At 42.3% G+C, this 21,040-nt stretch carries 15 protein-coding genes and 3 tRNA genes; 6 read left to right on the forward strand and 12 right to left on the reverse strand.

Annotated features, from left to right (window positions below; genetic code table 11):
* Window positions 1-29: 29 nt before the first annotated feature.
* The 10 genes from BI198_RS07975 to BI198_RS08020 form a co-directional block, all read right to left on the reverse strand.
* Window positions 30-722: an electron transport complex subunit E gene (locus tag BI198_RS07975; protein WP_070049076.1), complete on the reverse strand. Its 693-nt coding sequence runs from the start codon at window positions 720-722 to the stop codon at window positions 30-32.
* The gene (gene rsxG / locus BI198_RS07980; protein WP_070049077.1) at window positions 719-1,351 is read right to left on the reverse strand and encodes an electron transport complex subunit RsxG; all 633 of its coding nucleotides are present in this window, start codon (window positions 1,349-1,351) and stop codon (window positions 719-721) included. The genes BI198_RS07975 and rsxG overlap by 4 nt, the downstream gene beginning before the upstream one ends.
* Window positions 1,344-2,414: an electron transport complex subunit RsxD gene (gene rsxD, locus BI198_RS07985; protein ID WP_070049078.1), complete on the reverse strand. Its 1,071-nt coding sequence runs from the start codon at window positions 2,412-2,414 to the stop codon at window positions 1,344-1,346. Before rsxD ends, rsxG begins: the two co-directional genes overlap by 8 nt.
* Window positions 2,411-4,615: an electron transport complex subunit RsxC gene (gene rsxC / locus BI198_RS07990; RefSeq protein ID WP_070049079.1), complete on the reverse strand. Its 2,205-nt coding sequence runs from the start codon at window positions 4,613-4,615 to the stop codon at window positions 2,411-2,413. The genes rsxD and rsxC overlap by 4 nt, the downstream gene beginning before the upstream one ends.
* A gap of 5 nt (window positions 4,616-4,620) precedes the next feature.
* Window positions 4,621-5,175 carry an electron transport complex subunit RsxB gene (gene rsxB / locus BI198_RS07995; RefSeq protein WP_070049080.1) on the reverse strand — a complete coding sequence of 185 codons (555 nt, stop codon included), beginning with the start codon at window positions 5,173-5,175 and terminating at the stop codon, window positions 4,621-4,623.
* Window positions 5,172-5,756 (reverse strand): electron transport complex subunit RsxA, encoded by a 585-nt coding sequence (gene rsxA, locus BI198_RS08000; RefSeq protein WP_070049081.1) that lies wholly within the window; start codon window positions 5,754-5,756, stop codon window positions 5,172-5,174. The genes rsxB and rsxA overlap by 4 nt, the downstream gene beginning before the upstream one ends.
* A 112-nt stretch (window positions 5,757-5,868) precedes the next feature.
* On the reverse strand, window positions 5,869-7,794 hold the full coding sequence (locus BI198_RS08005; RefSeq protein WP_070049082.1) for an EAL domain-containing protein: 1,926 nt from the start codon (window positions 7,792-7,794) through the stop codon (window positions 5,869-5,871).
* Window positions 7,795-7,971: 177 nt separating this feature from the next.
* Window positions 7,972-8,048, reverse strand: a tRNA-Asn gene (locus BI198_RS08010).
* A gap of 29 nt (window positions 8,049-8,077) precedes the next feature.
* Window positions 8,078-8,154: transfer RNA gene (locus tag BI198_RS08015), tRNA-Asn, on the reverse strand.
* 52 nt (window positions 8,155-8,206) lie between these two features.
* Window positions 8,207-8,283 (reverse strand) — tRNA-Asn (locus tag BI198_RS08020).
* A 542-nt stretch (window positions 8,284-8,825) separates the two neighbouring features.
* Between BI198_RS08020 and BI198_RS16245 the strand changes: the two genes are divergently transcribed.
* The 6 genes from BI198_RS16245 to BI198_RS08045 all read left to right on the forward strand — a co-directional run bounded on the left by BI198_RS16245 (window position 8,826) and on the right by BI198_RS08045 (window position 18,371).
* Entirely contained in the window at window positions 8,826-9,317 is a 492-nt protein-coding gene (locus BI198_RS16245) for an MATE family efflux transporter (RefSeq protein WP_235605281.1), read from the forward strand.
* Window positions 9,283-10,200 carry an MATE family efflux transporter gene (locus tag BI198_RS08025; protein ID WP_235605282.1) on the forward strand — a complete coding sequence of 306 codons (918 nt, stop codon included), beginning with the start codon at window positions 9,283-9,285 and terminating at the stop codon, window positions 10,198-10,200. The genes BI198_RS16245 and BI198_RS08025 overlap by 35 nt, the downstream gene beginning before the upstream one ends.
* A complete protein-coding gene (gene uvrB / locus BI198_RS08030) occupies window positions 10,184-12,181 on the forward strand; it encodes an excinuclease ABC subunit UvrB (protein ID WP_070049083.1) in 1,998 nt (665 codons plus the stop codon). The genes BI198_RS08025 and uvrB overlap by 17 nt, the downstream gene beginning before the upstream one ends.
* A gap of 280 nt (window positions 12,182-12,461) precedes the next feature.
* Window positions 12,462-13,478 carry an efflux RND transporter periplasmic adaptor subunit gene (locus BI198_RS08035; RefSeq protein WP_235605283.1) on the forward strand — a complete coding sequence of 339 codons (1,017 nt, stop codon included), beginning with the start codon at window positions 12,462-12,464 and terminating at the stop codon, window positions 13,476-13,478.
* Between the two features lies 1 nt (window position 13,479).
* Entirely contained in the window at window positions 13,480-16,560 is a 3,081-nt protein-coding gene (locus BI198_RS08040; RefSeq protein WP_070049085.1) for an efflux RND transporter permease subunit, read from the forward strand.
* 20 nt (window positions 16,561-16,580) lie between these two features.
* Window positions 16,581-18,371 (forward strand): M14 family metallopeptidase, encoded by a 1,791-nt coding sequence (locus BI198_RS08045; protein ID WP_141728858.1) that lies wholly within the window; start codon window positions 16,581-16,583, stop codon window positions 18,369-18,371.
* A gap of 76 nt (window positions 18,372-18,447) precedes the next feature.
* Here BI198_RS08045 and rimO read toward each other — a convergent pair whose 3' ends face one another.
* Window positions 18,448-19,854 (reverse strand): 30S ribosomal protein S12 methylthiotransferase RimO, encoded by a 1,407-nt coding sequence (rimO, locus tag BI198_RS08050; RefSeq protein ID WP_070049086.1) that lies wholly within the window; start codon window positions 19,852-19,854, stop codon window positions 18,448-18,450.
* A gap of 129 nt (window positions 19,855-19,983) precedes the next feature.
* Window positions 19,984-20,922 carry a ribosome biogenesis GTPase YlqF gene (ylqF, locus tag BI198_RS08055; protein ID WP_070049087.1) on the reverse strand — a complete coding sequence of 313 codons (939 nt, stop codon included), beginning with the start codon at window positions 20,920-20,922 and terminating at the stop codon, window positions 19,984-19,986.
* Between the last annotated feature and the right edge of the window lie 118 nt (window positions 20,923-21,040).

Consider the following 21,040-nt stretch of genomic DNA (forward strand, 5'->3'; position numbering starts at 1 on the left):
TTCACCTTTGCTTGCACCTTAACTTAATCTTATTGCGCCGCACCAGTTACCCGAGCGCGAGAGATTTTAGCAACACTAGCTTCACGCTGCTGCAGTTTATTATCAATAACATTCTTTAAGGCAATCAATAGTCCCATACCAATAAAAGCACCCGGCGGTAACATTGCTAGTAAAAAGTGACTATCGGTTGTAAATAACTCAATGCGTAATACCTTAGCCCAGTCTCCTAACAGTAAATCGGCACCATCAAACAGCGTGCCTTGGCCGAGAATTTCACGTAACGCACCTAATACCAGTAACACTAATAAAAAGCCTAAGCCCATCATAAAACCATCAATAGCTGAAGGCAGCACCGCATTTTTCGAAGCAAAGGCCTCAGCGCGGCCAATAATGGCGCAATTGGTAACAATCAGTGGGATAAAAATACCCAGCGATTGATACAAACCAAAAGTGTAAGCATTCATTAGTAATTGCACCACGGTGACTAAACTGGCAATAATTAATACAAATATTGGAATACGAATTTCAGCCGCAACATGATTGCGCACTAAAGACACCGCGATATTTGAGAACAGTAAGACTAATAAGGTTGCTGCACCTAAGCCTAGTGCATTAGTAACCGTTGCTGTAACCGCCAGTAATGGGCATAAACCGAGCAGCTGGACTAAGCCAGGATTGTTTTTCCATAATCCTTGCACGGTTAGCTGTTTAAATTCGTTCATGGTAAAACCTCACAGTTAGCTGGCAAGTCGGCTAGCTCTGGATGTTGCAATACATATAAAGCCGCTTTTCTGACCGCAGTTACCACAGCACGAGGTGTTATTGTCGCCCCGGTAAACTGATCAAATTGACCACCATCTTTACGTACCGCCCATGCGGCTGCATTATCGGCAGTGACGATTTTATTGCTAAAACTAAAGATCCAACTAGAGCGGCGAGATTCAATTTTATCACCTAAGCCCGGTGTTTCTTGATGGTTAACTACTCGCGAGCCTAATACAGTGCCGTCAGGTGCCACAGCCACAATTAAATCAATATTACCGCTATAGCCATCAGGTGCAGTCGTTTCGACTAAATAAGCTGCTAGGGTATCTTGTTGGCGCCAACGATAAATACTTTGCGCGCGTTCACGGCCTAAGTACTCGGGGGCGATAACTTGGCGGCAATCCGCTAATAACGCATGATCAACGCTCACACCTGGCAGGACTTCTTTTAAAACTGCCAGCTTACTGGCTAAGGCTTGCTCGGCAATTTTCGGTTCAGTCAGTACATTAACCACACTGAGTATGGTTACGCAAACTGCGGCAACAACCGCTAAAGCTAAGGCATTTTTACTGATTGATTTAATCATTTTTTGGCCTCGGTTGCTGATGCCCATAGGTACGAGGGCGAGTATAGTAATCGATAAGAGGCACTGCCATATTGGCAATTAATACTGCAAACGCATAGGCGTCAGGATAACCACCATAAGTGCGAATTAAATACACTAATAAACCAATTAATACACCGTACCACAGCCGACCGTTATTGGTGGTGGAAGCGGAAACTGGATCGGTAGCGATAAAAAAGGCTGCCAACATAGTGCCGCCACTAAATAAATGAAATAGCGGGCTAGCCAAGGTGTCGGGTGCTGCTAAGCTACCAATGCCACTGAATATAGCTAAACTGATAATGACAGCTGCCGGAATACGCCAACTAATCACTTTTTGTTGAATTAAGACTAAACCGCCAATTAGGTAGGCTAAATTAACCCACAACCAACCGCTGCCGGCAAAGGCATAAAAAACCGGTCTCTGCATGCTTTCAGACAAGGTAATGCCGCGACTCAGATCAGTACGTAAGGTATCCAGAGGCGTAGCCATGGTGATGCCATCTACAGTTGATTGCAGTTGTTGCAGGCTATAACCACTACAACTAAATTGACTAAATACCGCACATACTGCATCTATAGGCGTTAAAGCGAAGGTTTGTAATGATGCCGGTGGCAGCCATTGCGTCATTTGTACCGGGAATGAAATCAGTAATAATACATAAGCGGCCATAGCCGGATTAAATAAGTTATTACCTAAACCACCATATAATTGCTTAACGATGATAATGGCAAAAGCAGTACCAATAATGACTAACCACCAAGGGGCATAAGGCGGTATGGCGATGGCAAGTAACACTGCGGTTAACATTGCACTGTTATCGCGTAGTCTGGGCCAAACTGCTTTTTTGCGTAATAGCATAATAATGGCTTCGCTAACTAAAGCCGTAGCAATGGCTAAAACTAATTGAATTAACACGCCATAACCCAACAGAGCAGCTTGGACAATAATACCCGGCACACAGGCAAGCATAACGAGGCGCATAATTTGCGCAGTGCTGCGTTGTAAACGCTGGTGTGGTGAACTGGCTATTTTAAAACTCATGATTGTTTATCTGCTTGTTTTTTGGCTTTAGCTCGAGCAATCGCAGCAGCAATGGCGGCTTTGCGTGGATCAACGGCTGGTGCCGGTTCTGCTTCAGTAACTACATTCACATCTATATCCGCTGTGGCATCGGGCTGAGCTAGCTTTTCGCTGGCTTGCTTAGCTTTAGCGCGAGCAATCGCAGCTGCAATAGCGGCTTTACGCGGATCAACGGCTGGAGTCGGTTCAGCTTCAGTATCAACATTTGCATCTGTATCCGTTGCGGCATCGGGCAGAGCTACCTTTTCGCTGGCTTGCTTAGCTTTAGCTCGAGCAATCGCAGCAGCTATGGCCGCTTTGCGTGGATCAACGGCAGGTATCGGTTTTGTTTCAGTTTCAACATTGGCAGCCTCAACATTAGCCTCGGTATCAGCTGTTAGATCGGGCTGAGCTAGCTTTTCGCTAGTTTGCTTAGCTTTAGCCCGAGCAATCGCAGCGGCAATGGCAGCTTTACGCGGATCCTTTTCTGTTGCTGCATCAGCAGGATTAGGGGGGCTGTTATCCGCTCCGCTCTGCACAGTTGAGGCAGTGTTGGCTTGTTTGGCTTGCTGATAATCGCGAGCTTGCTGCTTTTTCAACTCACGTTGGGCAATAATAGCGTCTCTATCTAATGTAGTCGGTTCGGTTTGACGACTGGCCGTTTTAGCTTTTATTTTTGCTAGCGCATCTGCGACAGCGCTGGCTTTGCCACTAGCTTGTTGCTGTTGTGCTCTGGCGGCAGCAAGTTGTTCGTTTCGCTGTTGTCGTTCAAGTTTTTCGCGTTCTAGGCGCTCGTTGCGAGCATCAAAACGGGCTTTCGCTTGCTCGGCTTTAATCGCCTCTTGTTGCTGCTCTCTTAACTCTGCTTTAGCCACCCGATAGTATTGCACTAACGGGATTTCACTAGGGCAAACATAGGCGCACGCACCACACTCAATGCAATCAAATAAATTATATTGCTGCAATTTTTCAACATCTTGAGCTTTGCTATACCAGAGCAACTGTTGAGGTAGTAACGAAGCAGGGCAGGCATCGGCACAGGCACTGCAACGTATACAGTCCATTTCATGCTCTGCGGCCGGTAACTCAGTTGCAGTAGGCGCTAAAATACAATTAGTGGTTTTAATCACCGGTATATCTAAGCGTGGCAAGGTAAAGCCCATCATAGGGCCACCCATAATAGCACGTTGTTTTGGCTGGCTGCTAAAACCACAAAAGTCGAGTAAATCTGCAACTGGAGTACCCAGTAAAGCCAACACATTTTGCGGCTGGTCTAAGGTATCCCCGGCCACAGTAACAATACGTGAAATGAGTGGATGGTCATCTAATACCGCTTGGGCAATGGCAAAGACAGTACCGACATTTTGCATCACAATGCCAATATCAAGCGGTCGGCGTCCAGTAGGGACTTCTGTACCCGTTAATAATTCAATTAATTGTTTTTCGCCACCGGAAGGGTATTTAGTCGGTACATTGCGCACCCAATAATTATCCCGCTGGTTACTCGCTGCAGACATGGCAGCAGTAGCAATAGGCTTATCATCTTCAATAGCAATAAGTACGGCTTTGGGCTGCAGTAGCCGAAAGAGGATATCAATGCCTTTAACAATAGTGGTAGCGGCTTCTTGCATTAACAAATCATCAGCGGTGATATAAGGCTCACACTCCACTGCATTGATAATAAGATAGTCGATGGTCTTACTGGAACCTACTTTTAGATGGGTTGGAAACCCAGCACCACCCATACCGGCAATACCATTATCATGGATCCGATTTAATAAAGTTAAGTTATCGCAGGTAGTAAAATTGAGTGGCTGTCTTAAACGCCACTCATCTAAGCCATCTGGTGCTAGGGTGAGTGTTATTTCCGGTAACGCAGAAGGGTGGGCACTACTGTGTGGGCCAATACTGATAACATGACCAGAGGTTGGCGCATGTATAGGCACTGTCATAGCATTATCTGCTGCAGTCAGCGCTTGGCCTTTTAATACCCGGTCGCCTACATTGACTAATAACTGGCCGGCAATACCAATATGTTGACGTAACGGTAAATATAACCGATCAGGCATGGGTAAACGGGCTATAGGTTTGTTATTGGTTTGGTTTTTTCTGCTGGGAGGATGGATACCACCATGAAAATCCCACAGCTTTCCAGATTGAATTTGTTCAAATAAACTTTGCATAGTTATTAAGACTCCACTACGCGAACCGGTATTGCTGTTAAATCCCATTTCCAGCGTTCGGTTGTTTCTGCTACAGGTACCATATCGATACAATCAACTGGACAAGGTTCAACACAAAGATCACAACCGGTACATTCATCAATAATAACAGTGTGCATCAGTTTAGATGCGCCAAGGATGGCATCGACCGGACAGGCTTGAATGCATTTAGTGCAACCAATACATTCATCTTCTCGAATATAGGCAACCCGTTTAATAGAGGGCTCTTGAGCCGCATTTAACGGTTTAGCTTCAACACCCATTAAATCGGCCAGTTTACGAATAGTGCTTTCACCGCCTGGTGGGCATTTATTGATTTCATCACCGTTGGCAATGGCTTCAGCATAAGGTTTACAGCCAGGATAACCGCATTGGCCGCATTGGGTCTGCGGTAAAATATCATCAATTTGATCCACTAGCGGATCACTATCTACTTTAAAGCGAATCGCCGCAAAACCTAAAACGGCACCAAATACCAGAGCTAACAAACCAATGGCTAATAAAGCCGTTACAATACTCATGCTACTTTTACCAATCCAGTAAAGCCCATAAAGGCCAGTGACATTAACCCTGCAGTAATCATGGCTATGGCGGCACCCTTAAACGGAGTCGGTACGTCGGCTGCCGCTAAACGCTCACGCATAGCAGCAAATAAAATTAATACTAATGAAAAACCGACCGCAGCGCCAAAACCATAAATAACAGAATTAATAAAGTTATGCCGCGCATTAACATTTAGCAGAGCAACGCCTAAAACTGCACAGTTAGTGGTAATTAACGGTAAGAAAATACCCAATAATCGATATAAAGTCGGGCTAGTTTTATGCACTACCATTTCAGTAAATTGCACTACCACGGCAATCACTAAAATAAAGCTTAGGGTGCGTAAGTACAGTAAGTCCAAAGGGGCTAATAAATAATGATCAACTAAATAACTACATAACGATGCTAGGGTAAGTACAAAGGTAGTGGCTAATGACATACCAATAGCAGTTTCTAACTTACTTGATACCCCCATAAAAGGGCACAAACCAAGAAATTTAACTAAAACAAAATTATTAACTAGCACTGTACTGACAAGTAACAGCAAAAATTCGCTCATGGGCCCGTCCAAGCAAAAATAAGGGCTATATTATGCAATTAAGCCGCGTTAGACACAACCAGACAAACTGTGGGGAATTAGCGACTAACCGATGATTAGTCGCTAATTTAGATTAAAGCGGTACCGGCTTACCAATATAATAGCCTTGGTTACCATCAATGAATAATGATTCTAACATATGCTTCTCTTCTTGCGTTTCAACGTTTTCAGCAAAAACGCCAACACCAATACGGTGAGCGAGGTCAATCATTAAGCGCATAAAGTACTGATTGTTTTTATCTTCATCAATTCTGCGGGTATAACTGCCATCCATTTTTACGTAATCTGGTTTTAAATCTCGGAAAAATTTAAATGACGTGATACCCACACCAAAGCGTTCGACAGTAATACGTGAACCGGCACGATGTACCATATCAATAAAGCGCTTACTGGTTTTAAAATTTTGTTGCATGCTAAACTCAGTCACTTCAAAAACTAATTTAGACGCGATATTGGCATCTTTTAATAAACGCCGTTCCAGCCAAATACAAAATTGATCATCATGCAAACTACGTGCAGACAGGTTTATACCAAAATATTGATCTTGTAGATTTTTTTGTTTAATCGTGGTCAACGATGTTTCAATAACCAGTCGATCTATCTCAATAATTTTATCCAGTTTTTCTGCCATGGCTAAAAACGATGCCGTGGGTAAAACTTGATTTTCTTGGGTTTTAAACCGCACTAATATTTCTGAGTAAGTTCTTGAGGAACGCGTAGCCGGTTGAATTAACTGGGTTAATAAACTAATGCGATTATTTGTCAGTACATCATCAATCACATTACGCCAATTTTGATTGCCATAACCGGTGCGGCTCATTTCTAAACCCGCTGATTCTTTTTGGATATGCCAAGCATTAGCTTGCTTGGTTTGGGCCAAGCTGATGGAGGTATCAGCAATGGCTAATAAATCACTTAGCGCTTTACCAGATTCATAACTAACTAATCCGGTATAAGCTACTGAATCTAATTCAGATAAATTTTGATATTCGTTAAAACGGCTTTGCAGTTGTTGGGCAAAAACCTCGGCTTCTTTAGGCGTAATACGCGGTAATAAAATCGCAAAGTCAGAAGTATTTAAACGATACAACTTATGGTCGACATAAGAGCCAACTAACTTTTTGATGATATCAGCGACTTCACTGATATAAGTATCGCCTTCTTGATAACCACGCGACTGATTTAATGTTTGTAATTCTGTACAGCGGGTAATAGCAAAAATACCAAATTCATTATTTTTAGCTTGGTGAATATTCTCTTCGTAAAATTGTAAAAAGCGATTGCGATTAGGTAAACCAGTAACAGAATCTTTATAAGCTCGCTCAGCAATCTCTTCCGCTTTAAGCGTCATATTTTGATATTGCTTATCGGTGTGGCTTTCCAGCTTTTTTAAACTAACTTTAATATCAGCAAACTCGTGAGGAATTTTACTCCAATCGGTTTTAGCAATACTGCTTTCATCAGTAAAGTTATCAATTAACTGATTTACGGCGGCTGTGGCGCGGCGGTAACTACGACTAATACCACTTTTACCAATTAGGGCAGGTAACCAACCAATAATAAAAGGCGCAATAATTAAGATAAGCAAAGCGTACTGAAATTGGTTCAATAGTGCAGTTTGATTTAATTGATAACTAACAATTAAATTTTGCTCGGTATTTTTAACCGTATAATTTTTAAATTCAGTACCAAATAAATCTAAAACAGTTTGCGCAATAACGGGGCGGATCTCTGTTAAGCTTTGCTCGTGCAACACAACACCATCAAGTTGACTGACACGTAAATTAGTTAAGGTAAAACTACGCTCAAGTTGGCGACTAATAATTTTACCGTCACCGCTTAAATGGTGACCTAGAATTTGTTCAATGACATTTTGCGCACTGCGTTGATTATTTTCTAATTGCTGTTGCGTGAACTGAACTAAAATAAATACAGATATTGCGGCTAATATAATTGCGGCAAATAACTGACCTAGCAATAATGTTCTTAGTATTCTCATAAGCTATGACCACCAGATTAATCTAGACTCCCTGTCCTGATGTTTAATATAGTTTTAACCAGGCGCAATGGAAAGGTAATTCACCCAAAATTACTGATAAATAAACCAATTATAGATAAATACCGTTTATTATTGCGATATGCAACCATTTAACGATAGAAGTAGGTAAGAAAAAGATGGCTCCCCAAGTTGGACTCGAACCAACGACCTACGGATTAACAGTCCGCCGCTCTAACCAGCTGAGCTATTGGGGAATTTTGAAAAGCAAATGGATAATTTAGTATGGCTCCCCAAGATGGACTCGAACCAACGACCTACGGATTAACAGTCCGCCGCTCTAACCAACTGAGCTATTGGGGAATTACAACTAAATGGATACTATTTAATTAGTGCATACATCATTGAATGAAATTGGCTCCCCAAGATGGACTCGAACCAACGACCTACGGATTAACAGTCCGCCGCTCTAACCAACTGAGCTATTGGGGAACTCCATTCAACGGCCGCAATACTAATGCCCGTAATAGAAGCTGTCAACTGTTTGCAGTGTTGAATTTCATTCTAACGATTCACTTGCACAATGTTTAAGCAAAGCGATGTAAAATGCAACGATGTTATCACCACAAGATAAGATTTTATTTCCCAACCTATTTTACTTATTACGCAAATCTATATGGTACGTGGCTTAGCTAGGGTTACCCACAGATTCTGTGGATAACTCTGTGCACTGTTGTGTGTATAGCATAGCTAAGGCATGTGCTAGTTGACTTTCTGCAAGGTCAAGCTTATTGCGATGAAAATATTTTGCTAGCAAATACAGTAGGTTATTAAATTTGCTTTTAGGTTAATAAAATAAGAAGTTACATATTTGCAGTTGTTTTCTGATCAGGCTTGAATTGTGAACTGTTTTTACTTTATTGGTGTTAAATAGCTGTTATAAAAAAGTTGATCAGGCGGTTTGTGTTAAAATGGCATGGCCGCTGACTCGGCTTTTCATTACAATAGGATTCCTGTTTTGATTAGTAGAAATTATGAATTCGGTTAAAGCACCAAATGCCTTATTAAAAGGTGATATCAAAGCGACCATGATTGCTATGACAGTGCCGATGCTGTTTGGTACGTTAATATTAATGACCTTTAATATTGTTGATACCTTTTTTATTAGCTTGTTAGGGACAGAACCACTTGCCGCAATTAGTTTTACTTTTCCCATCTCATTTACAATAGTTAGTTTAGGGATAGGGCTAAGTATTGGAACGTCAGCTGTTATAGCCCGAGCACTTGGTCAAGGTAACACCACTGAAGCTCGTGGCGATGCGACAGTTGCACTAGGCTTGTCTTGTTCTATTGTCGGAGCCATCTCGATAGTCGGTTATTTTTTAAGCCCAATGATATTTAAAGCATTGGGCGCGACAGATCATATTTATAGCTATATTCAACCTTATATGGATTTGTGGTTTTTTAGGGGCTGTGTTATTGATGGTACCCATGATTGGAAATGGCATATTGCGCGCGGCTGGTGATACTAAAATACCCAGTATCATTATGGGAACATCGGGGTTGGTTAATGCAGTTTTAGACCCGATTTTAATTTTTGGTTTTGGGCCCATTCCTGCTATGCATATGCATGGTGCGGCATTAGCTACTGTTATTTCTTGGCTAGTGGGTAGTGTTGCTATGCTATATATGTTGCAGAAACGCAATCTACTTAATTTAAATTGGCCAGGATGGAAGCTACTAAAAGCCGCAAGTAAGAAAATACTTAGCATTGGTTTACCTGCTGCGGGTGCTAATATGCTCACCCCATTAGCGATGGCAATATTAACGGCTATGATGGCAAGTCATGGTGCTCATGCGGTAGCGGGTTTTGGTGTTGGTGCGCGTTTAGAAGGTATGGCCATTTTAATTGTTTTAACCTTATCAATGACATTGCCGCCGTTTATTAGTCAAAATTTTGGAGCCGGCTTTTGGCACCGAGTACAACAAGGCTATCAACTTTGCGTTAAGTTTGTGCTGGTATGGCAACTTATTATCTATATTGTCTTGGCTATTTTGGCGATACCGTTGGCTAAATTATTTAGTGACGAGCCAGAGGTAATCCACATTATCAGTTTATTTATTTGGATCATGCCTTTAGGTTACGGTTTGCAAGGTATTACGATTCTAACTAATTCATCACTAAATGCATTACACCAACCAAGTAAAGCTTTGCTATTGAGTATTATTCGTTTGTTTGTGTTTTATGTGCCGTTGGCTTGGTTAGGCGGTAACTTTTTTGGCATAACGGGGTTGTTCGTTGGATGTGTTATCGCAAATGCTTTTACCGCGGGTATTGCTTGGCGATGGTTTAATAAAGTGGCGAATAAAACTGCCAAAATAGGAGAGCACGTTGTCGAGAAATTTTGAACTTAAATCAGATTACTCACCTGCAGGCGATCAGCCTAATGCCATTAAGCAATTAGTTTCAGGTCTTGAAGCTGGCTTGGCACATCAAACTTTGTTAGGCGTTACCGGTTCGGGTAAAACTTTTACCATGGCCAATGTTATCCAACAGGTAAATCGTCCTACCTTAATTATGGCGCATAATAAAACTCTAGCCGCGCAACTTTATGGCGAGATGAAAGCGTTTTTCCCCAATAATGCGGTTGAGTACTTTGTTTCTTATTATGACTATTATCAGCCCGAAGCCTATGTGCCTTCAACCGATACTTTTATTGAAAAAGATGCCTCTATTAATGAACATATAGAACAAATGCGCTTATCGGCAACTAAGGCGCTAATGGAGCGGCGAGATGTCGTGATTGTGGCGTCGGTATCAGCCATTTATGGTTTGGGCGATCCGGTTTCTTATATGAAAATGCTGCTACACCTTAAACAAGGCGATATTATTGACCAGCGTTTTATTATCCGTCGCTTAGCTGAGTTGCAATATAAACGTAATGATATTGAATTTCAGCGCGCGACTTATCGCGTGCGGGGCGATGTTATCGATGTCTTCCCGGCAGAAGTTGATGATATAGCGGTTAGAATTGAATTGTTTGATGAAGAAATAGAGCGTATTAGTTTGTTTGATCCGTTAACCGGTGCAGTTGAAAAAATTGTTACCCGTTATACTATTTATCCGAAAACGCATTATGTGACACCGCGAGAGAAAATTCTTGATGCAGTTGATAACATCAAAGTTGAGTTACAACAGCGGCGCGATGAGCTGTTAGCCAATAATAAACTGGTTGAAGAGCAACGCTTAAGCCAGCGTACTTTGTATGATATAGAGATGATGGTGGAGCTAGGCTTCTGTTCAGGCATTGAAAACTATTCACGTTATTTATCCGGCCGGGCTAATGGCGAGCCACCGCCAACGTTATTAGATTATTTTCCCGCTGATGGTTTAATGTTTATTGATGAGTCGCACGTCACAGTGTCGCAAATTGGCGCTATGTATAAAGGGGATCGCGCTCGTAAAGAAAACCTAGTGAATTATGGCTTTCGTTTACCATCAGCATTAGATAATAGACCGCTTAAGTTTGAAGAGTTTGAAGCCATAGCGCCGCAACGAATTTATGTGTCTGCAACGCCAGCTGTTTATGAACTCAACCAATCAGCTGGAGAAGTAATAGAACAGGTTGTTCGGCCAACAGGTTTACTTGACCCACCAATTGAAATTAGACCAGTTGCTACCCAAGTAGACGATTTATTATCAGAAATATACATACGCGCGGCAAAAAAAGAGCGGGTACTGGTGACCACGTTAACTAAAAAAATGTCTGAAGCCCTAACAGATTATTTAAGTGAACATGATGTGCGAGTGCGTTATTTACACTCAGATATTGATACCGTTGAGCGGATGGAGATTATTCGTGATTTACGTTTAGGTGTATTTGATGTTTTAGTGGGTATTAACTTATTGCGTGAAGGCTTAGATATCCCCGAAGTATCTTTAGTGGCGATTTTAGATGCTGATAAAGAAGGGTTTTTACGCTCAGAGCGTTCATTAATTCAAACCATTGGCCGTGCGGCGCGTAACTTAGAAGGTAGAGCGATTTTATATGCGGATCGCATTACCGGCTCTATGCAGCGGGCGATAGATGAAACCGATCGCCGACGCTTAAAACAGCAGGAGTTTAATGCCTTGCATGGCATTTTACCGACAGCGATTAAGAAAAGAGTTAATGATGTAATGGACTTAGGGCAATCTCCGGTGCCGGGTTTTGCCATGGTGTCAGAAAAAGCTAAATTAGTGAAAGGTAAAACGCCGTATCAAATTGAGGCGCAAATTCAACAACTAGAGCAGCAAATGTTGCAACATGCTAAAGATCTTGAGTTTGAACAAGCCGCGGCCACACGGGATAAGGTGCAGTTATTAAAACAAGCTTTATTAGAAATTTAAACTTAACGATTTAATACGCTGTTAAAAAAACACATGCTATCTCAGTAAAAATTAGGCAAAATAGGCAAACAGTCATCTGGTCTGACATCTTATTTTGATTCGGCAATTATACGCCGTAATATCAGGAATTAACTATGCGCTACTTTGTTAAAAAAACGCTTAAAAACCCTGTAAATCGCTCGGGTTTAAGCTCAAGCTTATACTCAGTGAAAAGCTCGCTTACTTGGTGGTTAGCTTTTTTAGTTTAAGTGTAATATTAACTGGCTGTGGTAGCCCTGAAGTGGAACCGGAAGCTAATATTGTTCGGCCGGTTAAACTGTTTCATGTCAGCAATGAGCATGCAGCAACTGCGCGCCAATTTCCGGCTGTAGTCGAGCCGACAAAACGGGCAAACTTAACCTTTCGGGTCAGTGGGAAACTCATCGAGCTGTCAGGCCGACCAAGTCATAATGTGCAGCGAGGAGAATTACTCGCGCGACTGGATGATACTGATTTTAAATTGCGTTTAGATCAAGCAAATGCTCGATATGAATTAGCCCAAACTCAATTTGATCGGGCAAATTTACTGATGGAACAAAAATTAGTATCGCAAGCGCAATTTGATGAAACAAAAGCCCAGTTACAAGTTGCTAAAGCCGATTTTAGTGCAGCCAAAACCGCGCTTAGTTATACCCGTTTAGAAGCGCCGTTTGCAGGTACAGTATCTAGGTTGTTAGTTGAAAATCATGAGAATATTGCTGCCCAGCAGCCGATCATGGAACTGCAAGTCCGTGGTCATGTTGATGTTGTTATTCAAGTGCCTGAGGATGTAATTTCTAATGTTCGTCGTGAAATAGATTATCAACCAGAAGTCATTTTTGACTCCCATCCTGAGTATCGTTTTCGTGCCAGTTTGCGCGAATGGGATAGTCGAGCCGATCCTAGTACCAATAGTTTCAAAGTGGTTTTTAGCATGAAATCACCGGAGCAATTTAATGTGTTATCTGGCATGACAGCCAATGTTATTGTCGATATGAGTCAAGTGAACCGAGTAAATAGCAGCGCATTATATATTCCCGCGACCGCCATTTTTATGCCCGATACCGAAAACCTTGCTTCACAGCAAAGTTATGTCTGGTTGTATGATAAAAGCCAAGGCAAGGTAACAAAACAAGCGGTGACGATTGGCGAGCTAACCAATGCTGGCGTAGCAATTACCAGCGGAATTGCCATTGGCGATACCATCGTAACGGCTGGCGTACATCAGTTGTCTGAAGGGCAGCAGGTGCGGCCTTGGATACGTGAACGAGGGCTGTAATATGGATATAGCTCGCTATTTTATTAAATACCGCACGGCCTCGTGGTTATTTGCGACAATTTTATTGCTCGGCGGTATTGTTGCTTATATGGGCTTAGGCCGCTTAGAAGATCCGCAATTCACCTTAAAACAGGCCATGATTATTACTGCCTATCCAGGCGCATCGCCCACCCAAGTTGAAGAAGAAGTTAGCTATCCATTAGAAAATGCGATTCAGCAGCTGCCTTATGTCAGTCATGTTACGTCAGTATCGTCGGCGGGTATTTCGCAAATAATGGTCGAAATGAAAGACCAATACCGTGCTAAAGCTTTAAAACAAATTTGGGATGAATTACGGCATAAAGTGTCTGATTTGCAGCCAAGCCTATCGCCCGGTGTGCATGCACCGCAAATTAAAGATGATTTTGGCGATGTATTTGGCATTTTATATGCGTTTACTGGAGATGGTTACGCCTATGATGAATTACGTGACTATGTGGATTTTTTACGCCGAGAATTAGTATTAGTACCCGGCGTGGCAAAAGTGTCGGTTGGCGGCGTCCAACAAGAGCAAGTCATTGTTGAAATCTCTAGACCCAGATTAACCGCACTAGGTATAGCTCCACAACAACTTGCTGGCTTATTACAAAGCCAAAATATGGTAGCTAATGCTGGCTCTATTCGGGTCGATACCGAACGGTTACGAATTTATCCAACTGGCGAATTTCAGTCGGTACAGGAGCTGGAAACCCTGATTATTAGTAGCCCTGACGCCAAAGAGTTAATTTATCTTGGTGATGTGGCAAGGGTCTATCGTGAACATACTGAAATCCCGAATCATATTGTCAGATTTGGCGGTAAAACGGCATTGTCGCTAGGTGTTGCGTTTACCGGTGGCGTCAATGTGGTTGATGCCGGGGCAGCAGTTAAGCAGCGATTAGCCGAATTAGAATATAATAAACCGGTCGGGATTAATATTGACACCATCTATAATCAGCCCAATGAAGTCGAAAACTCAGTATCTGGTTTTATTGTTAATCTAGCGCAAGCCGTCGCTATTGTGATTATTGTGCTGCTCGTATTTATGGGCTTACGCAGTGGTATTTTAATCGGCGTTATTCTATTACTAACGGTATTAGGTACCTTTATATTCATGAAACAGATGGATATTGAGTTGCAAAGAGTATCGCTAGGCGCCTTGATTATTGCGTTAGGGATGTTGGTTGATAACGCAATCGTTATTACCGAAGGTATTTTGATAGGAATGCAGCGTCGGTTAAAACTCGCCGATGCGGCATCGTTAATTGTTAAACAGACCAAGTGGCCATTATTAGCAGCGACGGTAATTGCCATTACTGCATTTGCGCCAATAGGTTTATCCAGTGATGCCAGCGGTGAGTTTGCCGGCAGTTTATTTTGGGTATTATTGGTTTCTTTATTAATTAGCTGGGTGACGGCTATTACCTTAACGCCATTTTTTGCCAGCATACTGTTCAAGCAAACCACCCAGGATAAAGAAAATAGCGCTGAGCCAACAGCACTATACCAAGGGGCAATTTTTAATGTTTATCGCACGGCGTTAACTGCAGCGCTGCGCCATCGTTTCTTAACTTATTTATTAACCTTAATTTTATTAGTAGCAGCCATAGTTGGCTTTGCTAAAGTTAAACAAGTTTTTTTCCCTCCATCAAATACGCCCATTTATTTAGTTGATTTATGGCAGCCGCAGGGCACAGATATTATGTTTGCAGCAGAGCAAACTGATGCCATTATGCGCCATTTGTTAACTATCGAAGGGATAGAGTCGGTCACCAGTACGACTGGCCGTGGAGCTGAGCGGTTTATGTTAACTTATCAGCCCGAAAAGATATTTCCAAGCTATAGCCAATTAATTATTCGCGCTAAAGATCATGATCTTGTGCCAAGTTTAATGCGCCAAACTCGTGATTTTATTAACCTGTACTATCCACAAATAGAACAAAAGTTATTACGCTTAGAAGTAGGCCCTTCTACACCCGCTAAAATAGAAGCCCGCTTTAGTGGCGCCGATCCCGATAAGTTACGGCAATTAGCCAGCGCAGCGAAAGCTATTTTACAAGCGGATGGCCAAGCGGTGAATATCCATGATAATTGGCGCGCCCGTAGTAAAGTCATTCGGCCTAAATTTAACGAAGCCATGGCTAGACGCGTAGGGGTGAGTAAGCAAGATGTTGATGACGTGCTACTAAGCAGTATGATTGGCCGCACGGTAGGTGTGTACCGTGATGGTACCCATTTATTGCCTATTATTACACGTTCACCCTTAGCTGAACGCGATAATTTAGACGCCTTATATGACCTGCAAGTCTACAGCAATAAATTGCGCCGTTATGTGCCTATTACTCAAGTGGTTACTGGTTTTGATTTAGTCTGGGAAGATGCACAAATACAGCGTCGCGATCGTAAGCGAACCATTACTGTTATGGCAGATCACGATAATTTAACTGACGATACCGCTTCTGCGCTATTAGCGCGGATAAAAACAGATATTGAAGCCATACCGTTACCTACAGGTTACTTTTTAACCTGGGGTGGTGAATATGAAGCCCAGCAAAAAGCTCAGACAGCTTTATTTAGCTCGTTACCTTTTGGTTATTTAGTCATGTTTATTATCACGGTATTATTATTTAATTCTATGCGCAGTGCATTTGTTATATGGGCTTGTGTACCGTTAGCGATAATAGGGGTTAGTTTTGGTTTATTAATCATTGGTGTGCCGTTTGGCTTTATGGCGCTATTAGGCTTTTTAAGTTTATCCGGTATGTTGGTTAAAAACTGTATTGTTTTAGTGGAACAAATTAACCTTGAATTAGCTGAGGGCAAAGCGGCATTTAATGCTGTATTTGATAGTGCCGTTAGCCGAGTTAGGCCAGTATCTATGGCAGCAATAACCACTATTTTAGGCATGATACCGTTATTAAGTGATGATTTTTTTGCTAGTTTAGCGGTGGTTATTATGTTTGGTTTAGGTTTTGCCACGGTATTAACTTTATTGTTTTTACCGGTGCTATACTGCAGCGTATTTAAAATAGCGACGCCAACTAAAACCGCTTCACAAGCATAAACAGCAATTACGGATGAGTAATGGGTATGAACTGGGTAAGGACAATATTCGCAATTAGCGGTGTGGCAAGTTTTGGTTTAATGGCAGATACCTTGCCGCCATTAGTAGCATGGCAGGGCCAGAGTGAGCAGCTAATGCAAACCGAAGCGTCGACATGGGTGACACCGGCAGAGTTAAGCCAATTAACCGACAGCCCCGATTACGCAGCAACCTTTGCTTATGTGCAAAAGTTAGTCGCCAGCTCAGACTTATTAGCAATAGAACAATTTGGTACTAGTCCACAGGGCCGTGCCATGTTCGTGGTCAAAGCGAGTAAGCAGTTAGCCAATATGGCCCAAAATGCCAATCGTCCGTTACTGTTAGTTCAAGCCGGTATCCACAGTGGTGAAATAGACGGTAAAGATGCGGGTTTAATGTTATTGCGGGATATTGTGCATGGTGATAAAGGCGCATTATTAGATAATGTCGATATGCTGTTTGTGCCTATTTTTTCAGTAGATGGCCACCAACGTCGTTCCGCCCATAGCCGAATGAATCAGCGTGGTCCTGCTATTCAAGGCTGGCGTGCTACGGCACAAAATATAAATTTAAATCGTGATTACAGCAAGGCTGATGCACCAGAAATGCAAGCGATGCTGCAATTGATTAATCAATATGATCCCGATCTGTATTTAGATATTCATGTTACCGATGGTGAAGATTACCAATATGATATTACCTATGGTTTTAATCATCCCTCAGCGGCGATTAGCGTTAATTCCGCCAGTTGGCTAAGTAAGTTATATCGCCCGCAAATAGATCTCGCCTTACAACAAGCAGGGCACATTCCTGGGCCGTTAGTGTTTGGGGTTGATAGCAAAGACTTTGCTAAAGGGTTGTCCGGTTGGACCGCAACACCTCGTTATTCTAACGGTTATGGCGATGTTCGGCATTTACCGACAGTATTGGTAGAAAATCATAGTTTAAAGCCCTATCGGCAGCGTGTACTTGGCACTTACGTGTTACTAGAAGCGAGCTTAACGCTACTCAATCAGCAGGGTAAGGCACTTATTTTAGCTAAGCAAGCTGATCAACAAGCACGGCCTAAACGTATGGCGCTTAGCTACACTGCCAACAGTAATCCGGTGTTAATTAATTTTAAAGGCATCAGTTACCAAACCCAAACCAGTGAATATAGTGGTGATAGCTACGTAAAATGGACCGGAACACCTACTTTGTATGCTAATTTACCCCAGTATTGGCAAAACGTTGTTGAGCGCGATATTGTTATTCCTACCGCGTATTGGATCCCGCCACAGCAGCAAGAAGTTATTCAGCGGTTACGCACTCATGGTATTAAAGTTGAAGTTATCAAAAAAGCCCAGAGTATTACTGCGCAACAATTAACGGTGACCGAGCATCGTTTTGCTAAAATACCTTTTGAAAGCCGCTTTACTATTGCTGAGGCTGAATTTAAACGTGAGCAAAACCAGCAGAGTATAGAGCCGGGTTGGGTTAGAGTTAGTACCGATCAGCCACTTGGCCGCTTAGCGGTGGCGTTATTAGAACCTACCGCACCAGATTCCTTGTTTAATTGGGGCTTTATGTTAGGGCTATTTCAGCGCACTGAATATTTTGAACCCTATGCAATAGAGCCGTTAATTAAGCGCTTATTAGAACAGCAGCCGGAATTAAAACAGCAATTTGCCCAAGCATTAGCCGAAAACAGTGCGCTAAATATTGACCCTCGGGCAAGGTATGATTGGTTTTATCAAAAACTGCCGTATTATGATCAGCACTATTTAAAATACCCTATCTTAATTGAGCTTTAATCAGTAAGAAGGCGGGATTTAGATGACAAAAAAGGCAGTAAATACTGCCTTTTTATTTGCTCAGGAAAAACCTATTTTAAACGGTTGCTACTGTTGCCCACAGGTCGTATTCGTCGGCATGTTCAACCGTTGCCGTTACAATATCGCCGGGTTTTAAATTAGTGGCAGCATTTAAATAGACGGCACCGTCTATCTCAGGTGCATCCGCGAAACTGCGGCCAATCGCGCCTTCTTCATCCACTTCATCAATTAATACCGCAATATTACGCCCTAACTTGGCTTGTAAACGGGCGCTACTAATGGCTTGTTGGGTTTGCATAAAGCGATGATACCTTTCTTCCATTACCTCATCGGCTACTGGATCAGGCAGCTCATTGGCTTTGGCTCCCACGACAGGGCTATATTTAAAACAACCAACCCGATCTAATTGCGCCTCTTGCAACCAATCTAACAACATTTGAAAGTCTTCTTCAGTTTCACCCGGAAAACCAACAATAAAAGTAGAACGAATAGTCAATTCAGGGCATATAGCACGCCACTTCTTAATCCGCTCTAGTACACGCTCGGCTTGGCCTGGACGTTTCATTAGCTTTAAAATACGTGGGCTGGCATGTTGAAAGGGGATATCTAAATAAGGTAACACCTTGCCTTGGGCCATTAGTGGAATAATATCGTCAACATGCGGGTACGGATAAACATAGTGTAAGCGTATCCACATGCCCATCTCACCTAAAGCTTCACATAGTGCTTGCATAGAGGTTTTAACTGGTGAGCCATTCCAAAAGCCAGTGCGGTATTTTACATCAACGCCATAAGCGCTGGTATCTTGAGAGATAATTAACAGCTCTTTTACCCCAGCCTTTTTTAAACGTTGGGCTTCATCTAATACTTCACCAATAGGCCGGCTAACTAAGTCGCCGCGCATGGAGGGAATAATACAGAAAGTGCATCTGTGGTTGCAGCCTTCTGATATTTTTAAATAGGCATAATGTTTTGGTGTTAACTTGACCCCGTGGTCAGGCACTAACATAGTAAAAGGATCATATTTTGGTTTAGGCACAAACTGGTGTACTTGCGCTAAAACGTTTTCATACGAATGTGGGCCAGTAATACCTAAAACATTAGGATGTACTTGGCGAATTTCGTCTTCACGGGCGCCTAAGCAACCGGTGACAATCACTTTGCCATTTTCAGCTAAGGCTTCACCAATAGTTTGTAGCGATTCTTCAACCGCACTGTCGATAAAGCCACAGGTATTAACGATAACTAAAGCGGCATCATCGTAATTAGGAACAATATGATAACCTTCACTTTTAAGCTGGGTTAAAATCCGCTCAGAATCAACTAAGTTTTTCGGGCAACCTAAACTTACAAAGCCAATTGTATGACCTTTAGCTGAGTCAGTATTAACCTGATGCTTGAGTGATTTAGCGGCGGTTTCAAGCGTTGTGGTTTGTGACGGGTCAAAGGTCTGTACAGTCATAGCGGCTCATGTATTGGCTAAAATAAAGTCGGCGGATTATACCTGAATAATAATTGATAACCAGTATTTGACGAACAAAAAAGCAGCAATAAAGCTGCTTGATTTTCATTTCTAACGCTATTTATACGATTACTTATTATATTTACGCTGCGCTCTGCGTTTGCGCTCTAATTCTCGCTCGGCTTTTACTTCAGCTTTAGCGGCTTCTACTGCTTTACCATCAATTAACTCTTGGCTAACCATCTCTGGGGTTTCCAAGGTAATACCACCTAAATTGCCAGCGCGTAGCTCTGTAATAAGAATAGTACCAGCCTTTTCTAAATCGACCACACCGCCTTTACGCATAGCGCCGCGTTTAACGCCGATAGCATCTAATAAAGCTAGGTCGTTTTCAGGCAACTCAGTTAATTGAAATCGTTGCATAATGGCATCTGGATAGCATTGTAATAAATACTCAGCAGCAAACATGGCGATATCTGCATAATCGAATACAGTATCTTTGATAGCACCCGTGATGGCTAAACGATAGCCACAGGTAGGAGGGCTAAGTTTTGGCCATAAAAAGCCAGGAGTATCGGTTAAAACAACGTTGTTATCTAATTTTATCCGTTGCTGCATTTTAGTAACGCCGGCTTCATTACCCGTTTTGGCGATAGTTCGTTTGGCTAGGGTATTAATCAGAGTGGACTTACCTACGTTAGGGATGCCCATAATCATAGCCCTGGCACCACGAATATCTAAGTTACGATCCGGCAACATGCTTTCACATAATTTAAGTAAATCACGAATTTGCTCAGGATTTTGCTGACTAATAGGGATCGCTTTTACCCCCGTTTGTTGGTCAAAATAGTCGACCCAACGCGCGGTTAATACAGGATCGGCCAAGTCGGCTTTATTTAAGACTTTAATACATGGAGTATCACGGCGTAATTTAGGGACCAGTGGGTTTTCGCTTGAGAAAGGGATCCGTGCATCCAACATTTCGATAATAATATCGACTTGAGGCATGACTTCGGCGATTTCTTTGCGGGCCTTATGCATATGACCCGGGAACCAGTTAATTGACATCTATTGTTAGCCTTTACACATAATAAAAGGGCGCAAGCGCATTTGCTTACGCCAAGTAACTTACTTTAAATTCTTTTTCTAAATACTCACACTTAATACTCACTGCAATCATAGCGTA

Origin of the sequence: Rheinheimera salexigens, from assembly GCF_001752395.1 — a bacterium.
GTDB classification, from domain to species: domain Bacteria; phylum Pseudomonadota; class Gammaproteobacteria; order Enterobacterales; family Alteromonadaceae; genus Alishewanella; species Alishewanella salexigens.